Source organism: Streptodolium elevatio, from assembly GCF_053592165.1.
On the sequence record NZ_JBSFVE010000002.1, the window covers coordinates 567,891 to 590,023 of the forward strand.

At 71.0% G+C, this 22,133-nt stretch carries 22 protein-coding genes; 12 read left to right on the forward strand and 10 right to left on the reverse strand.

From position 1 onward, the window contains the following. Positions 1-89: 89 nt before the first annotated feature. A complete protein-coding gene (locus ACWD12_RS06720; RefSeq protein WP_450098626.1) occupies positions 90-1,334 on the reverse strand; it encodes an ROK family transcriptional regulator in 1,245 nt (414 codons plus the stop codon). Positions 1,335-1,501: 167 nt separating this feature from the next. Between ACWD12_RS06720 and ACWD12_RS06725 the strand changes: the two genes are divergently transcribed. The 4 genes from ACWD12_RS06725 to ACWD12_RS06740 all read left to right on the forward strand — a co-directional run bounded on the left by ACWD12_RS06725 (position 1,502) and on the right by ACWD12_RS06740 (position 6,432). Further along, a complete protein-coding gene (locus tag ACWD12_RS06725; protein WP_358354677.1) occupies positions 1,502-2,845 on the forward strand; it encodes an ABC transporter substrate-binding protein in 1,344 nt (447 codons plus the stop codon). A 275-nt stretch (positions 2,846-3,120) separates the two neighbouring features. Next, positions 3,121-4,140 (forward strand): carbohydrate ABC transporter permease, encoded by a 1,020-nt coding sequence (locus tag ACWD12_RS06730; RefSeq protein WP_450098627.1) that lies wholly within the window; start codon positions 3,121-3,123, stop codon positions 4,138-4,140. Then, positions 4,133-4,972, forward strand: coding sequence for a carbohydrate ABC transporter permease (locus tag ACWD12_RS06735; RefSeq protein ID WP_358354671.1), 840 nt, complete (start codon positions 4,133-4,135; stop codon positions 4,970-4,972). Before ACWD12_RS06730 ends, ACWD12_RS06735 begins: the two co-directional genes overlap by 8 nt. An 89-nt stretch (positions 4,973-5,061) precedes the next feature. Then, positions 5,062-6,432, forward strand: a complete 1,371-nt coding sequence (locus ACWD12_RS06740) for a GH1 family beta-glucosidase (protein WP_450098628.1) — start codon at positions 5,062-5,064, stop codon at positions 6,430-6,432. A gap of 136 nt (positions 6,433-6,568) precedes the next feature. On the opposite strand, the gene ACWD12_RS06745 is transcribed toward ACWD12_RS06740, so the two are convergent. From ACWD12_RS06745 to ACWD12_RS06755, 3 genes are all read right to left on the reverse strand, one after another. Beyond that, complete coding sequence (locus ACWD12_RS06745) at positions 6,569-6,748, reverse strand: CsbD family protein (RefSeq protein WP_358354726.1); 180 nt, start codon at positions 6,746-6,748, stop codon at positions 6,569-6,571. A 138-nt stretch (positions 6,749-6,886) separates the two neighbouring features. Then, a complete protein-coding gene (locus tag ACWD12_RS06750; RefSeq protein WP_450098629.1) occupies positions 6,887-7,108 on the reverse strand; it encodes a hypothetical protein in 222 nt (73 codons plus the stop codon). A gap of 456 nt (positions 7,109-7,564) precedes the next feature. Continuing rightward, the gene (locus ACWD12_RS06755; RefSeq protein WP_450098630.1) at positions 7,565-7,906 is read right to left on the reverse strand and encodes a hypothetical protein; all 342 of its coding nucleotides are present in this window, start codon (positions 7,904-7,906) and stop codon (positions 7,565-7,567) included. Between the two features lie 40 nt (positions 7,907-7,946). On the opposite strand from ACWD12_RS06755, the gene ACWD12_RS06760 reads away from it, so the two are divergent. Next, positions 7,947-8,453: a GNAT family N-acetyltransferase gene (locus tag ACWD12_RS06760; protein WP_450098631.1), complete on the forward strand. Its 507-nt coding sequence runs from the start codon at positions 7,947-7,949 to the stop codon at positions 8,451-8,453. Positions 8,454-8,477: 24 nt separating this feature from the next. Here ACWD12_RS06760 and ACWD12_RS06765 read toward each other — a convergent pair whose 3' ends face one another. Then, positions 8,478-9,458 carry an LLM class F420-dependent oxidoreductase gene (locus ACWD12_RS06765; protein ID WP_450098632.1) on the reverse strand — a complete coding sequence of 327 codons (981 nt, stop codon included), beginning with the start codon at positions 9,456-9,458 and terminating at the stop codon, positions 8,478-8,480. 217 nt (positions 9,459-9,675) lie between these two features. Here ACWD12_RS06765 and ACWD12_RS06770 point away from each other — a divergent pair, with 217 nt between their 5' ends. After that, positions 9,676-10,488, forward strand: coding sequence for a sugar phosphate isomerase/epimerase family protein (locus ACWD12_RS06770; RefSeq protein ID WP_450098633.1), 813 nt, complete (start codon positions 9,676-9,678; stop codon positions 10,486-10,488). A gap of 22 nt (positions 10,489-10,510) precedes the next feature. Here the strand turns inward: ACWD12_RS06770 and ACWD12_RS06775 are convergent, their stop codons facing one another. Both ACWD12_RS06775 and ACWD12_RS06780 read right to left on the reverse strand, forming a co-directional pair. Continuing rightward, positions 10,511-11,344 carry an oxidoreductase gene (locus ACWD12_RS06775; RefSeq protein ID WP_450098634.1) on the reverse strand — a complete coding sequence of 278 codons (834 nt, stop codon included), beginning with the start codon at positions 11,342-11,344 and terminating at the stop codon, positions 10,511-10,513. A 166-nt stretch (positions 11,345-11,510) separates the two neighbouring features. Continuing rightward, positions 11,511-12,458, reverse strand: coding sequence for an RNA polymerase sigma-70 factor (locus tag ACWD12_RS06780; protein WP_450098635.1), 948 nt, complete (start codon positions 12,456-12,458; stop codon positions 11,511-11,513). Between the two features lie 262 nt (positions 12,459-12,720). Between ACWD12_RS06780 and ACWD12_RS06785 the strand changes: the two genes are divergently transcribed. From ACWD12_RS06785 to ACWD12_RS06795, 3 genes are all read left to right on the forward strand, one after another. Then, complete coding sequence (locus tag ACWD12_RS06785; protein ID WP_450098636.1) at positions 12,721-13,485, forward strand: SDR family oxidoreductase; 765 nt, start codon at positions 12,721-12,723, stop codon at positions 13,483-13,485. A 112-nt stretch (positions 13,486-13,597) separates the two neighbouring features. Beyond that, complete coding sequence (locus ACWD12_RS06790) at positions 13,598-14,050, forward strand: hypothetical protein (protein WP_450098637.1); 453 nt, start codon at positions 13,598-13,600, stop codon at positions 14,048-14,050. A gap of 152 nt (positions 14,051-14,202) precedes the next feature. Then, positions 14,203-16,065, forward strand: a complete 1,863-nt coding sequence (locus tag ACWD12_RS06795) for a glycosyl hydrolase family 18 protein (RefSeq protein ID WP_450098638.1) — start codon at positions 14,203-14,205, stop codon at positions 16,063-16,065. Between the two features lie 139 nt (positions 16,066-16,204). On the opposite strand, the gene ACWD12_RS06800 is transcribed toward ACWD12_RS06795, so the two are convergent. Further along, the gene (locus ACWD12_RS06800) at positions 16,205-17,122 is read right to left on the reverse strand and encodes an alcohol dehydrogenase catalytic domain-containing protein (protein ID WP_450098639.1); all 918 of its coding nucleotides are present in this window, start codon (positions 17,120-17,122) and stop codon (positions 16,205-16,207) included. A gap of 125 nt (positions 17,123-17,247) precedes the next feature. Here ACWD12_RS06800 and ACWD12_RS06805 point away from each other — a divergent pair, with 125 nt between their 5' ends. Beyond that, positions 17,248-17,694, forward strand: coding sequence for a winged helix-turn-helix transcriptional regulator (locus ACWD12_RS06805; RefSeq protein ID WP_450098640.1), 447 nt, complete (start codon positions 17,248-17,250; stop codon positions 17,692-17,694). A gap of 18 nt (positions 17,695-17,712) precedes the next feature. On the opposite strand, the gene ACWD12_RS06810 is transcribed toward ACWD12_RS06805, so the two are convergent. Together ACWD12_RS06810 and ACWD12_RS06815 are read right to left on the reverse strand one after the other, a co-directional pair. Beyond that, positions 17,713-18,417, reverse strand: coding sequence for a maleylpyruvate isomerase N-terminal domain-containing protein (locus tag ACWD12_RS06810; RefSeq protein WP_450098641.1), 705 nt, complete (start codon positions 18,415-18,417; stop codon positions 17,713-17,715). A 56-nt stretch (positions 18,418-18,473) separates the two neighbouring features. Continuing rightward, positions 18,474-19,523, reverse strand: coding sequence for a serpin family protein (locus ACWD12_RS06815; protein ID WP_450098642.1), 1,050 nt, complete (start codon positions 19,521-19,523; stop codon positions 18,474-18,476). Between the two features lie 201 nt (positions 19,524-19,724). Between ACWD12_RS06815 and ACWD12_RS06820 the strand changes: the two genes are divergently transcribed. Together ACWD12_RS06820 and ACWD12_RS06825 are read left to right on the forward strand one after the other, a co-directional pair. Beyond that, on the forward strand, positions 19,725-20,240 hold the full coding sequence (locus tag ACWD12_RS06820; protein ID WP_450098643.1) for a nuclear transport factor 2 family protein: 516 nt from the start codon (positions 19,725-19,727) through the stop codon (positions 20,238-20,240). Between the two features lie 135 nt (positions 20,241-20,375). Beyond that, the gene (locus tag ACWD12_RS06825) at positions 20,376-22,031 is read left to right on the forward strand and encodes a purple acid phosphatase family protein (protein WP_450098644.1); all 1,656 of its coding nucleotides are present in this window, start codon (positions 20,376-20,378) and stop codon (positions 22,029-22,031) included. The last annotated feature ends 102 nt before the right edge of the window (positions 22,032-22,133 follow it).

Here is a 22,133-nt window from a genome sequence, read left to right on the forward strand (position 1 = left end):
TCGCGAGACCGTTGCACATTAGGTGCGGGCCGCGACCGTGTCACCCGAATTCGCGCCATACGGATACGGGTTCGAACGCTCGCACCGGCTCAGTCGGGGATGCCGCCCGCGAGCAGGAAGCGCTCGACCGGCAGCGTGGCCGCGCCCAGCGCGACCGCGTCCGGTCCCAGGCGTGCCAGTTCGATCGTGGTGCCGGCGAACGGCCTTCGCAGGGCGTGGTCGGCGGCCGCGGCCTGGATCGCGGGGAGCATGCGGCCCCCGATGGCCAGTCCCGCCCAGCCGCCCAGCACGATGCGCTGCGGGTTGAACAGGTTGACCAGGTTGCCGATGCCGACGCCCAGGTAGAGCGCGGTCGTCTCCAGGACCGAGGCCGCGTCCGCGGAGATGTCCGCGGCCGCAACCAGGGCGGCGATGCGGGTCTCCTCGTCGGCGCCGGTCAGCACGTCGTCGGGGCGCAGTTCGCGGTAGCGGTCGAGGATGGCCTCGGCGCCGACGTACGCCTCCAGGCAGCCGAGCGCGCCGCAGCGGCACCGCCGTCCGCCGACATCGACGGTCAGGTGGCCGAGTTCGCCCGCGCTGGTGGTGGAGCCGCGGTACATCCTGCCGTCGGTGACGATGGCCGCTCCGATGCCGGAGCCCAGCAGGATCATCACCGCATTGCCGACGCCGCGGCCCGAGCCGAACCACATCTCGGCTCGGCCCATCGTCTTGGCGCCGTTGTCGATGTGCAGCGGCAGATCGGTGCCCTCGCGCAGCAGGCGCCGCAACGGGACCGCCTCCCAGCCGGTGGTCTGGCCGTGGACCAGCAGGTCGGCGTGCTCCCCCGGGCCCGCGTCCGCGGCGCCGTGCTCGACCAGGCCCGGCACCCCGATGCCCACGCCCATGACGGCGGACGGGTCGACGCCCGCGTCACGGCAGACCTTGTCGAGGCCGGCCAGGATGTGCCGCACGACCTCGTCCACGTCGGCCCCCTGGGCGGACAACGCGAAGTCGGCGCGCGCGAGTTCGCGCATGCCGAGGTCGAACAGCTCGACCTTCACGCCGGTTTCGCCGACGTCGACGCCGATGACGCGGGCGTGGTCCGGCTCGACGCGCAGGAGCACCCGGGGGCGCCCGCCGGAACTGTCCAGCGCGCCGGCCTCGGTGACGACTCCCGCCTCGACGAGGTCGCCGACGACGTTGCTGACGGTCGCCTGGCTGAGTCCGGTCAGGCGGGTCAGGTCCGGCCTGCTGAGCGGGCCGTCGGCGTACAGCCGCTGGAGGACCTGGGCGCGGTTGGCGCGCCGCAGACCCTGCACCGTACTGAGTTTGTCGGACTGCCTGCCGGACTCCATCGTGGCTCCCACCCTCGTCGTGCGTCCACATACTTCAACTCTTGAAACAAGCTGGTCAAGCAGATTTTACCGGGAAGTTCGCCGGTGTCTTGCTCTTGACGGTGATGTTCACCGCCAGTTAAATCACACCGCGAACAAAGTCCCCTGCAGCTGAGGAGTCGGTCATCGTGCGAGTACGACGTGTTCGAAGAGTCGCCCCTGCTCTGGCACTGACCCTGTCGGCCCTCGTCCTGGCCGGATGCGGCGGGTCCGATTCGGACGACGACGGCGGCGCCTCGGGCGGCCCCGGCGGGTCCGCCGGCAAGACCATCACGTACTGGGCCACCAACCAGGGCACCAGCATCGAGCACGACAAGCAGGTGCTGCAGCCCGAACTCGACAAGTTCACGCAGCGCACCGGGATCAAGGTCGACCTCGAGGTCGTGCCGTGGGACGACCTCCTCAACCGCATCCTCGCCGCGACCACCTCCGGCAAGGGGCCGGACATCCTGAACATCGGCAACACCTGGTCCGCCTCGCTCCAGGCGACGGACGCGTTCGTGCCGATCGACGACACGGTGCTCGCCAAGGTCGGCGGCAAGGACCGCTTCCTGGCCACCCCGTACGCCGCCACCGGCGCGGAGGGCAAGCCCCCGATGGGCCTGCCGATCTACAGCAGCTCGTACGCCCTCTACTACAACAAGAAGATCTTCCGGGAGGCCGGCGTCCAACCGCCCAAGACCTGGGAGGAGATGGCCGAGGTCGGCCGCAAGCTGAGCACGGACGGCCGCTGGGGCCTCGCCCTGGAGGGCGGCAGCTACACCGAAGGCGTGCACCACGCCTTCACGTTCGGCAAGCAGTACGGCGCCGAGATCTTCACCAAGGACGGCAAGCCCGCCTTCAACTCGCCGCAGATGGTCCAGGGCGTCAAGCGGTACGTCGACCTGCTCGCCAAGGACAAGATCGTCAACCCCAGCAACGCCGAGTACAGCCAAGGCACCCAGTCGCTCAAGGACTTCGCCACCGGCAAGTCCGCGATGCTGATGTGGCAGGCCGCGCAGGGCTCGCTGGTCTCGAACGGCATGAACCCGGACGACATCGGCGTGGCGCCGATCCCCTTCCCGGCCTCCGCACCCGCCGGGGCGCCGCGGATCAACAGCATGGTCGGCGGCATCAACATGGCGGTGTTCAAGGACTCCGACGCGAAGGACGCGGCGTTCGAGTTCATGGCCTTCATGACGAGCGCCGAGACGCAGAAGACACTCAACAAAACGTACGGGTCGCTGCCGTCGGTCAAGGACGCCTACGACGACCCGGCCTTCCAGACCGAGGGCGTCAAGGTCTTCCAGCAGGCCCTGGCCGAAACCGCCGCACCGCTGCCGCAGGTTCCCGCGGAGAGCCAGTTCGAGACGTTGGTCGGCAACGCGGTCAAGAAGCTCATCGCTGATGCCGCGTCCGGCAAGGACGTCACCGAGGCCGCCGTCAAGTCCGCACTCGACGAGGCGCAGGAAAAGATGGTCGCCGCCGGCTGACCGCCGCGCGGGACCCCTGGAGACCGCGGTGCGGCGGCACCCGCCGAGGCGGCCGGCGAATCCGTTCCGGCCCCGCCGCCGCACCGCGCCCCTCCCGTCACGACGTGCTCCCTCCCCCTACGACGCTCCCTCACCACGCTCGCCGTCAGGAAGCGCCTCTTCGGGAAGCACCCGGTCAGGCAGCGCCCACGTGAGGAAGCGCCCTCGTCAGGAAGCGCTCACCACGCCGCACCGCACCGCGCTCCCGCGCGGGGATCGCAGGAAGGAACGACCCGATGGCCGCCACGACCACCCGCCGGGACCCGGTCGCCGAGGACCCGCCGGACGACGGGCCGGGCGGCCTCGGCAAGCCGACCGCCCGCGGACGGTTCCCGCGCGGACGGTTCCGGATCCCCCGCAGCGCGCTGCCGTACGTCCTGCTCGCGCCCGCTATCGTCCTCGAACTCCTCGTGCACGTCATCCCCATGGCGGTCGGTATCGGGATGAGCTTCCTGAAGCTCACCCAGTTCCACATCCGGCACTGGACCAGCGCCCCCGGGGCCGGGTTCGACAACTACCGGCTCGCGGTGGACTTCGACGGCCCGGTGGGCAAGGCCCTGCTGGACTCGTTCTGGGTGACCGTGATGTTCACGGTGCTGGTCGTCGGCATCTCCTGGCTGCTCGGCATCACCGGCGCGATCCTCATGCAGGGCGCGTTCCGCGGCCGCGGCTTCCTGCGGGCGCTGTTCCTGGTGCCGTACGCGCTGCCGGTCTACACCGGCGTGATCACCTTCGGGTTCATGTTCCAGCGCGACACCGGTCTGGTGAACCACGTGCTGGTGGACCAGCTCGGGCTGGTCGACGACCGGCCGTTCTGGCTCATCGGCGGAAACAGCTTCTGGGCGCTGGTGGTCACCGCCGTGTGGCGGACCTGGCCGTTCGCGTTCCTGTGCCTGATGGCCGCGCTGCAGAACATCCCGCGCGACGTCTACGAGGCCGCCGCGCTGGACGGCGCCGGAGTGTGGCAGCAGATCCGCCGCGTCACGATCCCGATGCTCGCGCCGGTCAACCGCGTGGTGCTGCTCGTGCTCTTCCTGTGGACCTTCAACGACTTCAACACGCCGTACGTGCTGTTCGGCAAGTCGGCGCCCGACGAAGCCGACCTCATCTCGATCCACATCTACCAGAACTCGTTCGTCACCTGGAACTTCGGCACCGGATCGGCGATGTCGGTGCTGCTGCTCCTGTTCCTGCTGCTGGTGACCGCCGTCTACCTCGGGGTGGGCCGGATACGGAGGGGGAAGTCCGATGCTTGAGCCGCGCTGGTTCCGCTGGGTGCGATGGGTCGGGCTGTCGCTGCTGACCGCTTTCGCGATGATCCCGGTGTACGTGATGGTCACGTCGTCGCTCAAGCCGCTGCCCGACGTACAGGGCAACTTCCGCTGGTGGCCGTCCGACCTGACGGTGCAGCCCTTCATCGACATCTGGGACACCGTCCCGCTCGCCGACTACTTCGTGAACAGCCTCATCGTCTCCACCACCGCCACGGTCTTCTCGGTGACGATCGCGGTGTTCGCCGCGTACACCATCAGCCGGCACCGCTTCCGCGGGCGGCAGGTCTTCTCGGTGTCGGTGCTGTCCACCCAGATGTTCCCCGGGATCCTGTTCCTGCTCCCGCTGTTCCTGCTGTTCGTCAACATCGGGAACGCCACGGGCGTCGAGCTGTACGGCAGCCGCCTCGGGCTGATCATCACCTACCTGACCTTCTCGCTCCCGTTCTCGATCTGGATGCTGGTCGGCTACTTCGACTCCATCCCCCGCGACCTGGACGAGGCCGCCCTCGTGGACGGCAACGGCCCGATCGGCGCGCTGATGCGCGTGGTGATCCCGGCCGCGTCGCCCGGGATCGTGGCCGTCGCCGTGTACGCCTTCATGACCGCATGGGGCGAGGTCCTGTTCGCGTCCGTCATGACCGACGAGTCGACCCGCACGCTCGCCGTCGGCCTGCAGGGCTATTCCACGCAGAACAACGTGTACTGGAACCAGGTGATGGCGGCGTCGCTGGTGGTCAGCGTGCCGGTCGTGGCCGGATTCCTCTTCCTCCAGCGCTACTTGGTCGCCGGACTCACCGCGGGGGCGGTCAAGTGACGTACCCGCTCGCCGACTTCGAACCCCAGCAAGTTGCTGCACACGATCCGCACAGCCGCACCGCCGGCACGACCCGGGAGACCGTACGCATGCCTGACCTGTCCGAGTTCCCCGAGGATTTCGTCTGGGGCGCGGCGACGTCCGCCTACCAGATCGAAGGCGCGGTCGCCGAAGACGGCCGACTGCCGTCGATCTGGGACACCTTCAGCCGGGTCCCGGGAGCCGTCGCCAACGGTGACACCGGCGACGTCGCCTGCGACCACTACCACCGCAGTTCCGAAGACGTCGCGCTGATGCGCTCGTTGGGCCTGGGTGCGTACCGCTTCTCCGTGGCGTGGCCCCGGATCGTCCCGACCGGCTCGGGACCGGTCAACGCCCGCGGACTCGCCTTCTACGACCGGCTCGTCGACGAACTGCTGGCCGCCGGGATCCGTCCGTTCGCGACCCTCTACCACTGGGACCTCCCGCAGGGACTCCAGGACGTCGGTGGCTGGACCTCGCGTGCGACCGCCGAGCGGTTCGCCGAGTACGCCGGTGCGGTGGCGGCCGCCCTCGGCGACCGCGTCACCGACTGGACGACGCTGAACGAACCCCTGTGCTCGGCCTGGATCGGGCATCTGGAAGGCCGGATGGCGCCGGGCCTGACCGACCTGGAGGCCGCCGTACGCGCGTCCTACCACCTGCTCCTCGGCCACGGCCTCGCCACCCAGGCGATCCGCGCCGAGGCCCCGCGCACGCCGCAGGTCGGGTACGTGGTCAACCTCAGCCCGATCGAACCCGCGAGCGACCGGCTGGAGGACGTGGCGGCCGCGGTACGCGCCGACGGGCACGTGAACCGGTGGTGGCTCGACCCCGTGCACGGCCGCGGCTTCCCGGCCGACATGCGGGAGCTGTACGGCGTCGACCTGCCCGAGAGGTCCGGCGACCTCGCGGTAATCGCGCAGCCGTTGGACTACCTGGGCATCAACTACTACTTCCGCCAGATCGTCACCGCCGACCCGGACGGCCCCGCCCCCTACGCACGCCAACTCCCGGTCCCGGGCTCACCGGTCACCGGCATGGACTGGGAGGTCCACCCGGACGGCCTCGAAGAGCTGCTGGTCCGGGCGGCGGCCGAGTACGGCGCGCGCAGGCTCTACGTCACGGAGTCGGGCGCGGCCTGGCCGGACACCGTCGACGCGGACGGCGAGGTGCGGGACGCGGAGCGGACGGCGTACCTCGAAGGGCATCTCGCGGCCTGTGGGCGGGCGTTGGTCCGAGGAGTGCCCCTTGCCGGGCATTTCGCGTGGTCGCTGCTCGACAACTTCGAGTGGGCCTACGGCTACGCGCACCGCTTCGGCCTCGTGCACGTGGACTACGAGACCCAGCGCCGCACGATGAAGGACTCGGGTCGGCGCTATGCGGCGCTGATCGCCGAACACGCCGCGCTCCGGGCGGCGGAGCGTACTCCGGCTTCCTGACGACAGCGGAAAAGGCAGCGGAAAAGTAGCGGAAGCGGAGCGCGAACGCGCGTCGGCCACGCCCCTGTTCGTCGCCCCGGGGTGATCCCGCGGGGCGACGCAAGGGCGTGGCCTCTGCGTGTCCGGTGGGGCTCGCTCAGGCGTCGTCGTCCTTGCGCGTCAGCGAGTCCTTGGCGCCGCGCGCCTTGTCGGCGGCGTTCTGCACCGCGTCCTTGGCCTTGCCCTTGGTCTGGTCCGTCTGGCCCTCGCCCTCGAGGCGAGAGTCTCCGGTGACCTTGCCCACGGCCTCCTTCGCCTTGCCCTTGAGCTTGTCCATCGTGCTGTCGTCGCCGGCCACGGCGTCTCCTCATGGTGCGTCGGGTGTCTGGTTACCCCCGCCTTCCACCCTGACCCCGCCAGGCATACCGCGCATCCGCCCACCGCCGTTCGGGCGACGCCGGACGCCCGAACGCGGTCAGCCCGCGTCGCTCAGCCACTTCCGGATCAGCGCGCCGAGGACAGTGGCCCACACGAGCCCGCCGGCGCCGATCAGTGCCGCGGTGATCTCGGGGGCGGGGGTGGCGACGACGGCCACGGCTGTGACGGCGACCGTGAGCGCGAGCAGGGCGAGCATCAGGGTGCGGAGATGGTCCCGGGCGGGTCGAGCGGGCTGTCCGGGTGGTGTGGAGGTGGACATGATCGGTGTGAACTCTCCTTCGCGGAGGGGTGTACGGAACGGCCCGGTTCTCCCTTCACGGGGTTCCGGGCGGCTTCCCGTTGTCGGCCGACGGGCGAAGGGCGAAAGCTGCGCAGGTGTCGGCTGCGCCTGCGCCGGGCACGCGACCGAGCCATCACGATAATGCAATCCGGCGCCGAAGAATGAGCACATCGAGCGTGATCGCGTGCAGATGCACGTGCATCTGCCCATGCATAGTTTTGCGAGACTTTCGCGGTTCCGATCATATGGGCAGCTCACAGCCATGATCACAAATGATTACAAGGCACTATGCATGATTGAGTCGACCAAATAGACGCGCTTCTATTATTCAAGGAGACCGCATTATCGGCACGCCGGAATCGGCACACAATAGTCACGATCGGCACCGATAGCGGCTTTTGGGAAAGCCCACGCCGGGCAGCGAAGCCCGGCCTATCAGGCAGCGTCGCGCTGCCGCGCGGAACGCCCTCCGGGGCGGCGAACGACGTGGCCCCTGCGGGCCAGGTAATGGACGGCCGCCGCCGCGCCGGCGGCGAGGGCGACCGCGAAGACGATCCGACGCGCGGCACCGCCGGGCGCGAGCATCGCAAACACTCCGAGCACGCTTGACACGACCGCCCCGCGCAGACAGGCGATGACGATGTCGACTGTTGTCTCGTCGCGATGCGCCGGCGTGCGATCGGGCGTGTGCTCAGACGTGGCTTCGGTCGTGTGCTCGGCCGTGTGCTCAGCCGCTTGCGCGGTCGTGTACTCGGTCGCGTCCCCTGGCCCCGTCATGCGGTCATCATGCCCGGGGTGGGGGCGGCAGACTGGGGGGATGCGCATTCGAGTTGTCGCCGCGGACGAACTGCCCGACCTCCAGGACATCGAGGTCGCGGCGGGACGGTGCTTCCTCGACGTGGGCATGCCGGAGATCGCGGGTGACGAGCCGCTGCCGCTCGGCGAGTTGGACGCGTACCGGGTCGCCGGACGTGCATGGGTCGCGGTCGAGGAGGACGCCCGGCCCGGCGCGTACCTGATCGCCAAGTCCGTCGACGGCAACCTGCACGTCGAGCAGGTGTCCGTGCACCCGGACCACGCGCGGCGCGGTGTCGGGCGAGCCCTGATCGACCACGCCGCGGAACATGCGGCCGGGCGCGGCATGCCCGCGCTGACACTGACCACGTTCGCCGAAGTCCCGTGGAACGCCCCGTACTACGCGCGCCTGGGCTTCGCCGTGCTGGGCGAGGCGGACGCGGGACCGGAACTGCGGGCCGTGCGCGCCGAAGAGGCCGCGCACGGGCTCGACCGGTGGCCGCGCGTCTGCATGATCCGCCCGGTGTGACACCAGGCGGTGTGCGACCGAGGGTCAGCGCCGCGGGGCGAGCGACAGCGCGGCTTCCAGCGGGTCGGCGTCGGGGCGCGGGTCGATCACGGCGACGACCGGGACGGTGACGCCCGCGTCGACGTACTCCTGGATGCGCGCGCGGCAGCGCTCCGGGGTGCCGTGCACGACGAGGTCGTCCACGAGTTCGTCCGGGACCAGTTCGAGCGCCTTCTTGCGGTCGCCGGCCGCCCACGCGTCCCACATGGGCTTGAGGATCTCGCCGCGCCCCAGCCAGCGGTGGAACTCGGCGTACACCGGGACGTTGAGGTAGGAGGTAATCATGCGGCGCCCGATCGAGCGTACGAGGACCGGGTCGTCGAACGGGCACACGAAGATGCGCGCGACGATCTCCTTGCCCGGCCCGCCCGCGTGGACGTACGGCACCACCGTGCGCACGTCGTCCGGCGAGAGCCAGTTGACGATCGCGCCGTCCCCCTCGCGCCCGGCGAGCTTCAGCATGCCCTCGCGCAGCGCCGCGACCAGGATCTGCGGCGGCTCCTGGGGCACGCGGGTGAGGCGGAAGCCGCGTACCGAGAAGGTCTCGTACCGCTCGGTCACCTTCTCCCCGGTGAACGCCGCGCGCAGGAACCGGACGGTGTCGCGCACGCGGTGGTACGGCCGGGCGAACTCGGCGGCGTTCCACGACTCGACGATCAGCTGCGACGCCGACCCGACGCCGAGTTGGAACCGCCCCGGCGCCAGTTCGGCGAGGGCCGCCGCACTCATCGCGAGGGTCGCGGGTCCGCGTGTGTACGGCGACACGATGGCCGTCCCCAGCCGCACCGACGGGTCGGCGAGCGCGGCGACGGTCAGCGGGGTGAACCCGTCCAGCCCGTCGACCTCCGCCGACCAGATGTCCGTGTAGCCCGCCGCGACGAGTTCGCGCACGAGGCGCGGGTGCTCGCCCAAGGGGGCGTTGAGCGGGACGGTGATGCCGTAGCGGTACGCGTTTTCGGTAGTCACTGAGCCCTCCGCGAAGTCGACCTCACAAGTACCACACCGGGTCCCCGCTGTGGACGCCGCGTGGTCGACCTTGTGTGCGGCCACTCGATGCGGCGTCCGACGCGGAACCCTGTTGATGTTCGACTACCCGAACCAGGCCGTCGAAAAGGACGGGCATCTGAGATAGCGTCAGACGTCCGGCGAGCTCGCGCCGGCCTCCCCGGATCGGAGCTGCGACGTGGCCAAGCTGTGCCTCAACACCTTCACCTTCTCGCCGTACGCGGGCGCGAAGGAGCCGGTCGACTTCGCCGAACTGCTGGACGGCGTGCGGGCGGCCGGGTTCGAGGCGCTGAGCCTGGACGCCTTCACCCTCGCGGCCTACGCCGAGTCCGGCCGCACGTTGGGCCAGTTGGCGGACCGGATGCGCGCGGCCGACCTGGCGTGTCCCGAGATGCTGGGGTTCGTGGTCGCCGACGACGAGGCCTCGACGCTGGACGGCGCGCGGCAGGTCGCGGAGGCGATGGCGGAGTTCGGGTCGGCGTACGCGCTGGGCATGGTCACGCTGCCCGCCGATGCCCGCTGCCGGGACCTGTTCGCCGGCTGCGCGGAGATCTTCGCGGCGGCGGGCGGCAAGGCGGCGGTGGAGTTCCTGCCGTTCACCCCGATCGCGACGATCGCGGACGCCCGCACGCTGGTCCGGCACGCGGGCGTCGAGCGGTCGGGTGTGCTGGTCGACTCGTGGCACGTCTTCAACGGGCCGAACACGCTCGACGAGCTGGCCGGGCTCCCCGTCGAGGAGCTGGCGTACGTGCAGTTCTGCGACCACCCGCAGCTCCTCGGGCCGGACGCGGACACCGCCACCGAGGCGATGTCGAACCGCGTCATGCCCGGCGACGGCGTCTTCGACCTGCACGGATTCCGCACGGCGCTGGACACCGTCGGGTTCGACGGGCTGGTGAGCGTCGAGGTGATCAACCCGCGCCTGGCCGAGCTGGGCGTGGCCGAGTTCGCCCGGCGCGCGTGGGAGTCGGCCCGGCCGTACTGGGCCTGACCCCCACGGGCGCCCGCGCGGGTCACGCGAACTCGAGGCCGCGTCCGGTCGCTTCCCAGGCGTGGATGTCGGCGCGCACCTGGTCGCCGTGCGCGAGGACCGCGTCGATGGCGTCGTTGCCGAGCACGAGGCGCAGCGGCGTGTCGTCGGCGTCGAGCGCGGCGAGGATGGCGTCCGCGGCCTTCGAGGGGTCTCCGGGCTGCGTGCCGTCGGCGGCCACGAAGTCGACGCGGAGCTTGCCGACGGTGTCGGCGTACGCCTCGAGCGGCTCCGAAGCGGTGAGGGCGCCCCCGTTGAGGTTGGTGCGGAACGCGCCCGGCTCGACGATCATGACCTTGACGCCGTGCGGCGCGACTTCCTGGGCGAGCGCCTCGGTCATGCCTTCGAGCGCGAACTTGCCGGCGCAGTACGCTCCGACGCCCGCGAAGGCGAGCTGCCCGCCCATGCTGCTCATCTGGACGATCGCGCCCGTCCGCGCGGCGCGCATGTGCGGCAGCACCTCGCGGGTGAGGGCGGCGGGCCCGAAGAAGTGCAGGTCCATCAGGTCGCGCAGTTCGGCCTGGGTGGTCTCCTCGACCGCGCCGAGGTGGGCACGCCCGGCGTTGTTGACCAGCACGTCGATGCGGCCGAAGCGCTCGACGGTCTCCGCGACGGCGGCCTTGACGCGCTCCGGGTCGGTGACGTCGAGGGCGATGGCGGCGGCCCGGTCCGGGTGCGCCGCGACGACGTCCGCAAGCACCTCCGGCCTGCGGGCGGTGAGGACGACGGTGTCCCCGGCGTCCAGTGCCGCACGGGCGATCTCGCGTCCGAATCCCGAGGACGCGCCGGTGATCAGCCAGATGCGGTTCGTGCTCATGTGGGGCTCCTGTCGTACCGCGCTCGTGTGCCGTACCCCCGTTCGGCGGTACGTCAGTAAGCCTGGTCCGAGGTGCCCCGACCGGTCCAATACAAGCCGCCATAGCCGTTGGTAATGAGAACGCGGACCTAGTGTCGCGGACGCGCCGGAGCGCGGGCTTCCGGGATCAGCGGCTGATGGCGATCTCGTGCGCAACGTGCGACAACTTGTCGGGGTTGCGGACGTGGTAGGCGCCGGTGACGTAGCCGTTCTCGACACGCACGGCCAGGACGCCGTCGACCTGTCCGTTCACCCGGACCAGGAGAGCCGGTCCACCGTTGATCTCCACCGGTTCGAGCGACCTTGCCGCCTCGCGTTTCCACCAGCCGCCGGCCAGGAGGCGGGCGACCTGGTCGGCGCCCACGACGGGCCGCAGCAGGGCGTGCCGCACTCCGCCACCGTCGCTGAGGGCGACGACGTCGGGGGCGAGGATGTCGAGCAGGGCCTGCAGTTCGCCGGTTTCCACCGCCATCTGGAAGGCGCGGAGCGCGGCCCTGGTCTGGGCCGGGGTGGCGGTGCCGCGCGGCCGGCGCGCGGCTACGTGCGCCCGGGCCCGATAGGCGAGTTGGCGCACCGCGGCCGGGCTCTTGCCGACGGCCTCGGCGATCTCCTCGTACGAGAGGTCGAACACCTCGCGGAGCACGAACACCGCCCGTTCGACCGGGGCGAGCGTCTCCAGCACCAGAAGCATCGCCATCGAGACGCTGTCGGCCAGGGCAACGTCCTCCGCCACATCCGGCGCGGTCAGCAGCGGTTCGGGCAGCCACGGCCCCACGTAGGACTCCTTGCGCCGACCCAGCGCGCGCACCCGGTCGAGGGCCTGCCGGGTGGCGATCTGCACCAGGTACGCGCGTTCCTTGCGCACCATCGCCGGATCGACGGCCGTCCACCGCAGCCAGGTCTCCTGCAGGACGTCCTCGGCATCCGCGGCCGAACCGAGAATCTCGTAGGCGACGGTGAACAGCAGGTTGCGGTGGGCCAGGAACACTTCGGTGGCGCCGTCCGCCGCCTCGGCCCGGGCGCCGCGGTCCGGCGGCTCGGATGTGTTCGTCGCCTGTCCGCTCTCCTCGCCCATACCGCCGCTCCCGCCTGTTCGCTTCCCCGCCGTGCCCGGCCGTGGTCCGTGCACTGGACGCCGGTCGTCGCTGTCGCGTAACACCCACGACGCGTGGTCTGCATCACACGGCCGCGACTGTTACACGCGGCGGGAGGCCGACGTCTCGTGTACGTCGGCACGCCGAGCGTATGCACCGCGAGTCCGGTGCGCCGCCGTGCCGACCAGGCGTCCCTGGCGCCCGACCACGTGAACACCTGAACCCCTGAGAGAGGCACGCGAGATGAGCACCGGCAAATTCGCCGTCGTAGGAGCAACCGGACGACTGGGACGCCACGTTGTGGGCGTCCTCTCGGAACGGGACTTCCCCGTGGTGCCGATGTCCCGCGCCACCGGGGTGGACGTGATCAGCGGCGAGGGCCTGGCCGACGCGCTCACCGGTGTCGACGTGATCATCGACGTCGCGTCATGGCACGCCTCCGACCAGGAGGCCGCCACGGAGTTCTTCCGTACCGCCACCGCAAACCTGCACGCGGCCGGTCGGCGGGCCGGCGCCGACCGGATCGTCGCCGTGTCGATCATCGGTGCGGACAAGGCCACCGCCGGCTTCATCGCTGCCCAGCAGGTGCACGAAGAGGCCAACCTCTCCGGCCCCCTGCCCGCCCGCATTCTGCGGGCGGCCCAGTTCCACGAGTTCGTCGGACAGCTCCTGGACTGGCGGCAGGGCGACGTCGCCTACGTCCCCGCTCTGCCCACCCAGCTCGTGGCCTGCCGCACCGTGGCCGAAACGCTGGTCGACCTGGCCGCCGACCCCGACGCCGCGCAGCCCGGCCCGGGAGTGCCGGTCCCCGAGGTCGCCGGCCCCCGCAGGGAGATCCTGTCCGAGGTGGCCGAACAGCTCGGCGCACGCCGCGGCATCAAGGTGGTCGGCGTCGACGGCTCCGGCATACCCGACGCCGAGATCGCGGCGGCCGGCGGGTTCCTGCCCGGCCCGCACGCCAAGCTCGGCGGACCCACCTTCCGGGAATGGCTCGACGCCCGGTCCTGAACCGGCCGGGCGGACCTGGCCCTCCGTGGACCCGTGGACCCGTATGCCTGTGGACCGGACGCCCTTTGGCCCTGTCACCCCTCCCGGGCTACCGAAAGAAATGAGGACTTCCATGCACGACACCTCTCCCCGGGGTGAGATCTCCCGAGGCGACGGAGGCGCTGCGGTCGTGGCGGCCGGACGGGTGCCCGGGCGCGGCGCGGTCACGCTGCTGCGGGTCGCGACCGCCCTTGCCTGCTTTGAGACCCTGGTGCAGGGCCTGCTCGCCGGAATGCTGCTGAACGGCGACGTCTCGACGATCGACCCACACGGCGTCAACGCCTACGTGTTCGAACTGCTGGTGTTCCTCCAGGTGGTCGCGGCCGTCCTGGTGTGGCGCGGCAACCGCCGGGTGACGTGGCCGTTGAAGGCGGCCGTCGTCATCCTGGCGGCCACGTTCACCCAGACCGCACTTGGGCTGGCGAGCTCGCTCGCCGCGCATGTCACCCTCGGCGTGGCGTTGTGCGCGATGGAAACCGTGTTCGTCGTACGGGCCCTGACGCTCCGCGGGCCGCCGGCGGCGTGAGCATTTTTCGGATTTGGTCTGGACCATTGACCATATGGTCCAGACCTTTCTAGTATCGCGGCACTGCTTGGCGAACGCGTGCGGTTGCCGCGGGTTCGCCGGACGGAGCAGGTCCCACCTCCCAGCATGTCGGACCTCACTCGGGAGCAGTCTTGAGCAGTGCAACGCGCACCCGTGCTCGCCGCCCGCGCGAAGGATGGCCGTCAAGGCCCGGCGCGAGAATCACCGCCGCGCTCATCGCCTTCGTCCTCCCCCTCGGAGTGCTGATCGGCCTGTCGAAGACGGCGGCCGCGGCCACGTCGGCCACCGCCACCTACACCAGGACCCAGGATTGGGGCTCCGGCTTCGGCGCCCAGTGGGTCGTCAAGAACACCGGTACCACGACGCTGAGTTCGTGGACCGTCGAATGGGACTACCCCACCGGAACCCGGGTCACCGGGTTCTGGGACGCCGACGTCACCTCGTCGGGCAACCACTGGACCGCCCGGAACAAGTCGTGGAACGGCACCCTCTCCCCCGGCGCCAGCGTCACCTTCGGCTTCAACGGCGCCGGACCGGGCGCTCCGTCCGGCTGTCGGATCAACGGCGCCTCGTGCGACGGCGGCACCCCCGGTGACAACCCGCCCTCCGCACCGGGCACCCCGGTGGCGGGCAACGTGCAGGACCACTCGCTCACGCTGACCTGGCCGGCCGCCACCGACGACCACGGCGTGCAGAACTACGACGTCTTCCGCAACGGCACCAAGATCGCCACGGTGACCGGCACTTCGCACCCCGACACGGGGCTGTCCGCCGGGACCACGTACATCTACACCGTGACCGCCCGGGACACCGCGGGCCAGAGCGGACCCCCGTCGCCGGAGGTCCCGGTGACCACGACCGGTGGAGGCGGTCCGGGCGGCGACAAGATCCGGCTCGGATACTTCACCAACTGGGGTGTCTACCAGCGCAATTACCACGTGAAGAACCTCGTCACGTCGGGATCCGCGGGCAAACTCACCCACATCAACTACGCGTTCGGCAACGTCACGGGCGGCGCCTGCACGATCGGCGACGCGTACGCGGACTACCAGAAGACGTACGACGCGGCCTCCTCGGTCGACGGCGTGGCGGACACCTGGGACCAGCCGATCGCCGGCAACATCAACCAACTGCGCAAGCTCAAGCAGCAGTACCCGAACATCAAGATCCTGTGGTCGTTCGGCGGCTGGACCTGGTCCGGCGGATTCGGGCAGGCCGCGCAGAACCCGGCGGCGTTCGCCGAATCCTGCTACCGGCTGGTCGAAGACCCGCGCTGGGCGGACGTGTTCGACGGCATCGACATCGACTGGGAGTACCCCAATGCCTGCGGTCTGACCTGTGACAGCAGCGGATCGGCGAGCCTGCGCACCATGATGTCCGCGCTGCGCGCCCGGTTCGGCGCGAACTACCTGGTCACCGCCGCGGTCACGGCGGACGCCACGCCGGGCGGCAAGATCGACGCCGCGGACTACGCGGGCGCCGCGCAGTACATGGACTGGCTCAACGTCATGACGTACGACTTCTTCGGGACGTGGGCGACCACCGGTCCGACGGCCCCGCACTCCCCGCTGACGTCGTACCCCGGCATCCCGACCGCCGGGTTCAACAGCGACGCGGCGATCCAGAAGTACAAGGCCAAGGGCATCCCGGCGGCCAAGCTGAACCTCGGCATCGGCTTCTACGGCCGGGGCTGGACCGGGGTCACGCAGAGCGCCCCCGGCGGCACCGCCACCGGACCGGCGCCGGGCACGTACGAACAGGGCAACGAGGACTACAAGGTGCTCCGCAACACCTGTCCGCCGACCGGCACGATCGCCGGGACCGCGTACGCGCACTGCGGATCGAACTGGTGGAGCTACGACACCCCGGCGACCATCGCCACGAAGATGGCGTACGCCAAGAACCAGGGCCTCGGCGGGGCGTTCTTCTGGGAGTTCAGCGGCGACACCGCCGACGGAGAACTGCTGACCGCCATCGACAACGCGCTCAAGTAGCGCCCACGCCGGGGGACGGCGCCCGCCACCCCCTTTGACGAACCCGGGGCAAGGGCCCGTCCCCCGTGCCCCGGGTTCACCATGCCCGTCCACCATGCGGGTTCACCGCGTGGGCTCACGCGCGGGTCACGGCGTGGGTTCACGGCTGGACGACGTAGCGTCCGCGGACGCCGCCCTTGGCCATCGCGCGGTGGGCTTCTCCCACCTGGTCCAGGGACACGACCGCGAAGACGCGGGCGGGCAGTTCGCCCGCGGCGGTACGGTCCAGCAGGCCGGCGAGCCGGACGCCGTCGGGGACGGTGACGACGGCGGTCACCGAGATGCCGCGTTCGGCGGGCGGCCCGAGGTTCGGCCGGACTCCCACGAAGGCGCCCCCGTCGCGCACCAGCGCGAGCGCCGGCTCCTGCATCGCCGCGGTGTCGGCGACCGCGTCCCAGCCCGGCTCGGTGTGTGCGACGAACTCCACGCCGAGGCCGCGGACGAACTCCTCGTCCCCGGGACGGGCCAGACCGGTCACCTGCCAGCCGCGCTGCCGGGCGAGCGAGGCGACGTACGCCCCGGCCGCTCCCGCCGCGCCGGTGACCAGCAGGCGGTTGCCGGTCGCCGGAGCGTCGCCGAGCAGGTCGACGATCTGCGCGGCGGCCAGCGAGTTGAGCGGCACGGTCGACGCGGTGATCAGGTCGAGGCCGTCCGGCACGACGGCGACATCCGCCGCCGCGACGACGATCTGTTCGGCATACGTACCAAAGTCGCGGTCGAAGCCGTCCACCATGCCGGCGACCCGGCTGCCGACCTGGAGTGCGACGCCGGGCCCGGCGGCGACGACAGTGCCCGCGAAGTCCCAGCCCAGTCCGGTGTATTCGGGCTGGTTGACCAGGCCTATTGAATGGAAGAACCCGCCGGCGACGCCGAGGTCGACGGGGTTGACCGCCGCGCCCGCGACGGCGACCCGTACCTGGCCGGGGCCCGGCTCGACGAGGGGGACGTCGACGACCTCGATCGAGTCCGGCCCACTCGGCGTACGGACGACGGCGGCACGGAAGGTGGGGGTGTTCATGGTGGCTGCTCCCGAAATATCGTGGCGTTTGCTTCCGTGCTTCATCCTGGTGGGGTTACTCTCCATCGGGAAGTGGGCACTTCAAAGTGCGTACACCACCACCAGGTGCGAAAGGAGCGTGCACAATGCCGACACGGACGACAGGGCACCAGCGCGAGCACGACAAGGCGGCCTACGACGCGTTCCTCGCCGGCTGCCCCAGCCGACAGCTGCTCGACCGGGTGTCCGACAAGTGGGTGGCCCTGATCCTCGCCGCGCTCGGCAGCGACGGACCCCATCCGCGTGGCACCGACGCCCGGGCCGCGGAGCCGCGGACGATGCGCTACTCCGAACTGTCCCGGCGTCTGGCGGGCGTCAGCCAGAAGATGCTGACGCAGACCCTGCGCGCCCTGGAACGGGACGGGCTGCTCACGCGCACCGTCACTCCAACCGTGCCGGTCACCGTGACCTACGAACTCACCGAGCGGGGCCTGTCATTGCAGCGTGTGCTCGACGGCCTCAAGGAGTGGGCCGAGGCGAACATGGACGACGTGTTCGTCTCCCGAGCGGAGTACGACGCCGCCTCGTCCTGAGATGAGGTGGGTCGAGGGTCAGGCGGGAGTGTCGCCTTGGCGCTCACCCAGGGGCTCCGCGTGCCAGCGCCATTTGCCTTGGCGGCGGTCGTGGCCGGGGATCTCGGCTCGGCCGGTGGCCCAGAGCAGGGTCTGCCAGCGGTGGGTGTCGGCGGGGGCCTCGGGGAAGAGGCGGGCGAGGGTGCGGTCGCAGAGGTCGCTGGGCGGGGTGAAGTCCACACCGAGGCCGGCGCCGATGTCGTACGCGTGCACCAGGGTCTCCACCACGCCCATCGCGGCGAAGCCCTCGGGGTCCGAGACGCCGTACGAGTGGTAGCCGCGCACGGTCGGCGCACGCAGGGCGACCAGCGCGGCGAGCATGCCGGCGGTGGCTTCCAGCACCTCGAACACGGCCTCGGGGCCGGCCTCGCGGTCGACCATGACCGTGTTGCCCGGGCCGCCTTCGCGCGGGTACGTGTAGACGAACGGCACGTAGTGCGTCACCGGGGGCGTCGGCGCCGCGATCTGCCCGGCGTACGCGAAGAGGTCGTCGGCCAGGTGCTCCGCGGTCTCCCAGCAGTCCCAGTCCAGCGCGCCGGCCTTGGCCGACCAGTCGGCGCCGGCGGGGGCGCGGCGGAAGGCGGCGATCGCGAGGGAGACGGCGTACTCGACGTCGCCCGCGCTGACGGGCACGCGCGACGTATCGTCACCGTCGGTGGCGGAGGGGGCAAGCGAATCGGCCATGACGGGAACCGTACCCGTGAGGGCGCCGGACGTCACTCCGCGCGCGGCTCGGTACGTCAGACGGCGCGCGGCACGGTCGCCTGGTAGGCGGTGAACAGCGGGACGGTCCCCGATGCGTCCATCACGGCACACGCGAACGGCCGGTCGAAGTTCAGGTCGAGGGTCGGCGCGGGCGGGTGCCAGCTCATGTAGTCCATGCGGACCTCGGTGACCGACGCCGCCTCCACGCCCTCCTCGTCGACCCGGATCAGCGACTCCTGGTCCACACGGTCGACGAACAGCGGTTCGGGCGACAGCGCGCCGAACTCCGCGGCGCCGTCGGCGAGCGCGAGTTCGACGCCGAGCCCTGGGAGGTGGTCGTGCACCTCCAGGGAGGTGCGCAGCGCGAACCGCGGTAGCCGCAGCGAGACTTCGTCGTACGGCACCGCGTTCCCGGCGCTGCGCGGCGCCCAGGCCGCGGACATCGCCGGGGCGGGCGGCATGCCCTCGGGGCCGAGCGCGAAGCGGATGAGCGCGGGCCGCTCGCCGGCACACGGGAGTTCGACCACGTGCACGGTGCCGCCGTACGCCCCGATCGTCCACACGTCGCCCGCCGACACCTTGCGGAACATGGTCGGGACGTCCTCGGGCTTGCCCTGCGCGGGTGTGAACGGGCGGGCGAGGGTGTCGTGGCGGTTGAACGGCTCGGACCAACGTGCTTTCAGAGCGAGCACGTTCACGAGTATCAGGCGGGTGAGCGGCCCCGGTTCGGCGGGCATGCGGTCGATGAGGCCGCCGGTGGCGCGCGTGATCCACGCGTCGATCGCGGCCGGGTCGCCCAGGTCCCCGAACTCGATGACCGGCAGGCCGTCGCGGAAGGTCTCGCGCAAGGGCGCGCGGCTCCAGATGCCGGTGGCGACCGCGAGCGCGTCGGTCGCGGCGAGGTCCCGGGCCACCGCGTTCACCAGCGGCTCCGCCTCGGGCCCCGCGACGCCCAGCAGGTCGGCCAGTTCCTCGGCGGTGTCGCCGAGCGCGCCGCACGATATCCCGGCCAGCGCGAGCCACAGGCCGGTCGGCGAGCAGACCACGTCGCCGCCCGCCGCCTCGACGGCCGGGTCCGACAACATTTGGTCCAGCCAGCGGGATCCCAACTCGCGAATCTCCCCCGCGTATTCACGGACAGTCAACCCGCACTCGCCGTGGGCCATGAAACCGCCTCGCCGTGTCGAAGATCGCCGGATCTCCACACTAACGCGGGCCGGGACGCCATCGCGGCGCGCCGTGGCGGGCGGCTGGAAACCTCCGCCCCGGAGGGCGACAATCCGGCGATGGGACATGATCACGAAGACGCCGTGCGCCGGATGCTCGACAAGCAGGAGATCCACGAGGTGGTGCTCCGCTACTGCCGCGGCGTGGACCGGATGGATCTGGACGCGGTACGCGACTGCTACCACCCCGACGCGACCGACGACCACGGCAGCTTCTCCGGCGACGTCGACGCCTTTGTGGCGTGGATCGGGCGACTGCTGCCGCGCTACTCGATGACCATGCACCTGGTGGCGAATCACCTCGCCGAATTCGCCGGGCCGGACCTGGCGCGCGCGGAGACGTACGGCATCGCCTTCCACCGCACGGACTCCCCCGACCCGCGCGGCAATCTGACCACCGGCTTCCGGTACGTGGACGACTTCCGGCGCCGCGACGGCCGCTGGCGCATCGCACGGCGCGTCGCCACGACCGAGTGGGTCCGCGTGGACGACCCGGCGGCGCACTGGCCGATCCCCGAGGGCATGCTCACCGGCCGCCGCGACCGCACCGACGCGGTCTATGCGCCGCTGACCTGACGCGCCCGAAGCGGATCGCGTCCACCCCCTCTCCATCATTAGACGCAATTCCCAGTCTTGTTTTCTTGCGTCCATCTCAATACGGTCTGCCGCGTCGGGGGCGCATCAACCAGGCGACGGAAGAGGGCTGGGCTCATGGCGATTTCCCGCAGATCCGTACTGTCCACCGGCGGCGCGGCCGGCGCCGCACTCCTCGCGGGGACCGCGGGCGCGGCGACCGCGGAAGCCGCACCCCCGGCGACCGGGTCGACCCCCGCCGGCGCGGCGGCGTCCGACCCGTCCTCGGCCCTGCTGTGGCAGCAGCCCGGGCGGATCGGCGCACCCAGCGTGACCGGCCTGCACCTCCAGTTCGGTGCGGACGCGTCCGCCGAGGTCGTGGTCTCCTGGCTCACCCCGCAGCCGGTCGCGCGGCCGCGCGTGCGCTACGGCACCGTCGACGACGGCTTCGGCCGCAGCGTCGACGCGGAGACCCGGCACTACCGCGACGGACTGTCCGGCGTCGAGGTCTTCGTCCACCACGCACGCCTGAGCCGGCTGCGGCCCGCGACGCGGTACGTCTACTTCGCGAGCCACGAAGGCGCCGCGCCCGAGACGGGCGTGTTCGACACCGCGCAGCGCGGCCGCCACCGCTTCACCTTCACCAGCTTCGGCGACCAGGCCACCGCGAACCTCCGCAAGGAGATCAAGCTGCCGCCCGGCACGCCGTCGCCGAACGGGCCGTACCCGCTGTCCTCGACCAACAACATCGGCACCCAGGCCTCCTCCGACATCGTCGCCGCGGTCGAACGGGTCGCGCCGCTCTTCAACCTCGTCAACGGCGACCTCTGCTACGCGGGCGTGGCGGGCATCTTCGGCCAGGACCGCGTCGCGACCTGGGCCGACTGGTTCATCTCCAACAGCCGCTCGGCGCGCTTCCGGCCGTGGATGCCGTGCGTCGGCAACCACGAGAACGAGAAGGGCAACGGGCCGCTGGGGGCGTCGGCGTACCAGGCGTACTTCACGACCCCGGACTCCGGGACCGACCGCGAGATGAAGGGCCTGTGGTACTCCTTCACCGCGGGCTCGGTACGCGTCATCAGCGTCGCCAACTGCGACGTGGCGATCCAGGACGCGGGCGACAGCTACATCCGCGGCTACTCCGGCGGCGCCCAGCGCGCCTGGCTGGAACGCGAACTGCGCGCCGCCCGCGCGGACCGCGACATCGACTGGATCGTCGTGTGCATGCACCAGCCGTTCATCTCCAGCACGAGGAGCGGCAACGGCAGCGACCTGGGCGTACGCGAGTCCTGGGGCCCGCTCTTCGACCAGTACGGCGTCGACCTGGTCGTCAGCGGCCACGAGCACCACTACGAGCGCTCCCACCCGCTGCGCGGCCGCCTCCCCAACGAGACCCGCACCCCGACCCCGGCCGCCACCCGCAAGGACGTCATCGACACCAGCCTCGGCACCGTGCACATGATCATCGGCGGCGGCGGCAACTTCGCGAGTTCACACACCAACCTCTTCGACCGCCCGCAGGGTCGTGTCATCGTCGCCCGCAGCGACCAGGACAGCCCGGTCCTCCCGGGCCACAAGGACTCGGTCTGGGTGACCGAGGACGCCCCGTGGGCCTCCGTGCAGGACCGCGAACACCCGCACGGCTTCGCCGCGTTCGACGTCGACCCCGGCGACCGCAAGTCGGGCCGTACCCGCATCAACGTCACCTACTACACCTTCCAGGGCGCCCACGGCGCCCTCACCCCCGTCGACCGCTTCACCCTCGAACGCCCTCGCAGCGACGCCCGCCGCTGAGCGCCGGGCCCTGCGAGGCCCGCCCAGTGGCCTCGCAGGGCGACCCACCCGCCCGCTTCAGCCCGCGCGGTGGAAGTGCCGGGCCACGTGCGGGGCGAAGGC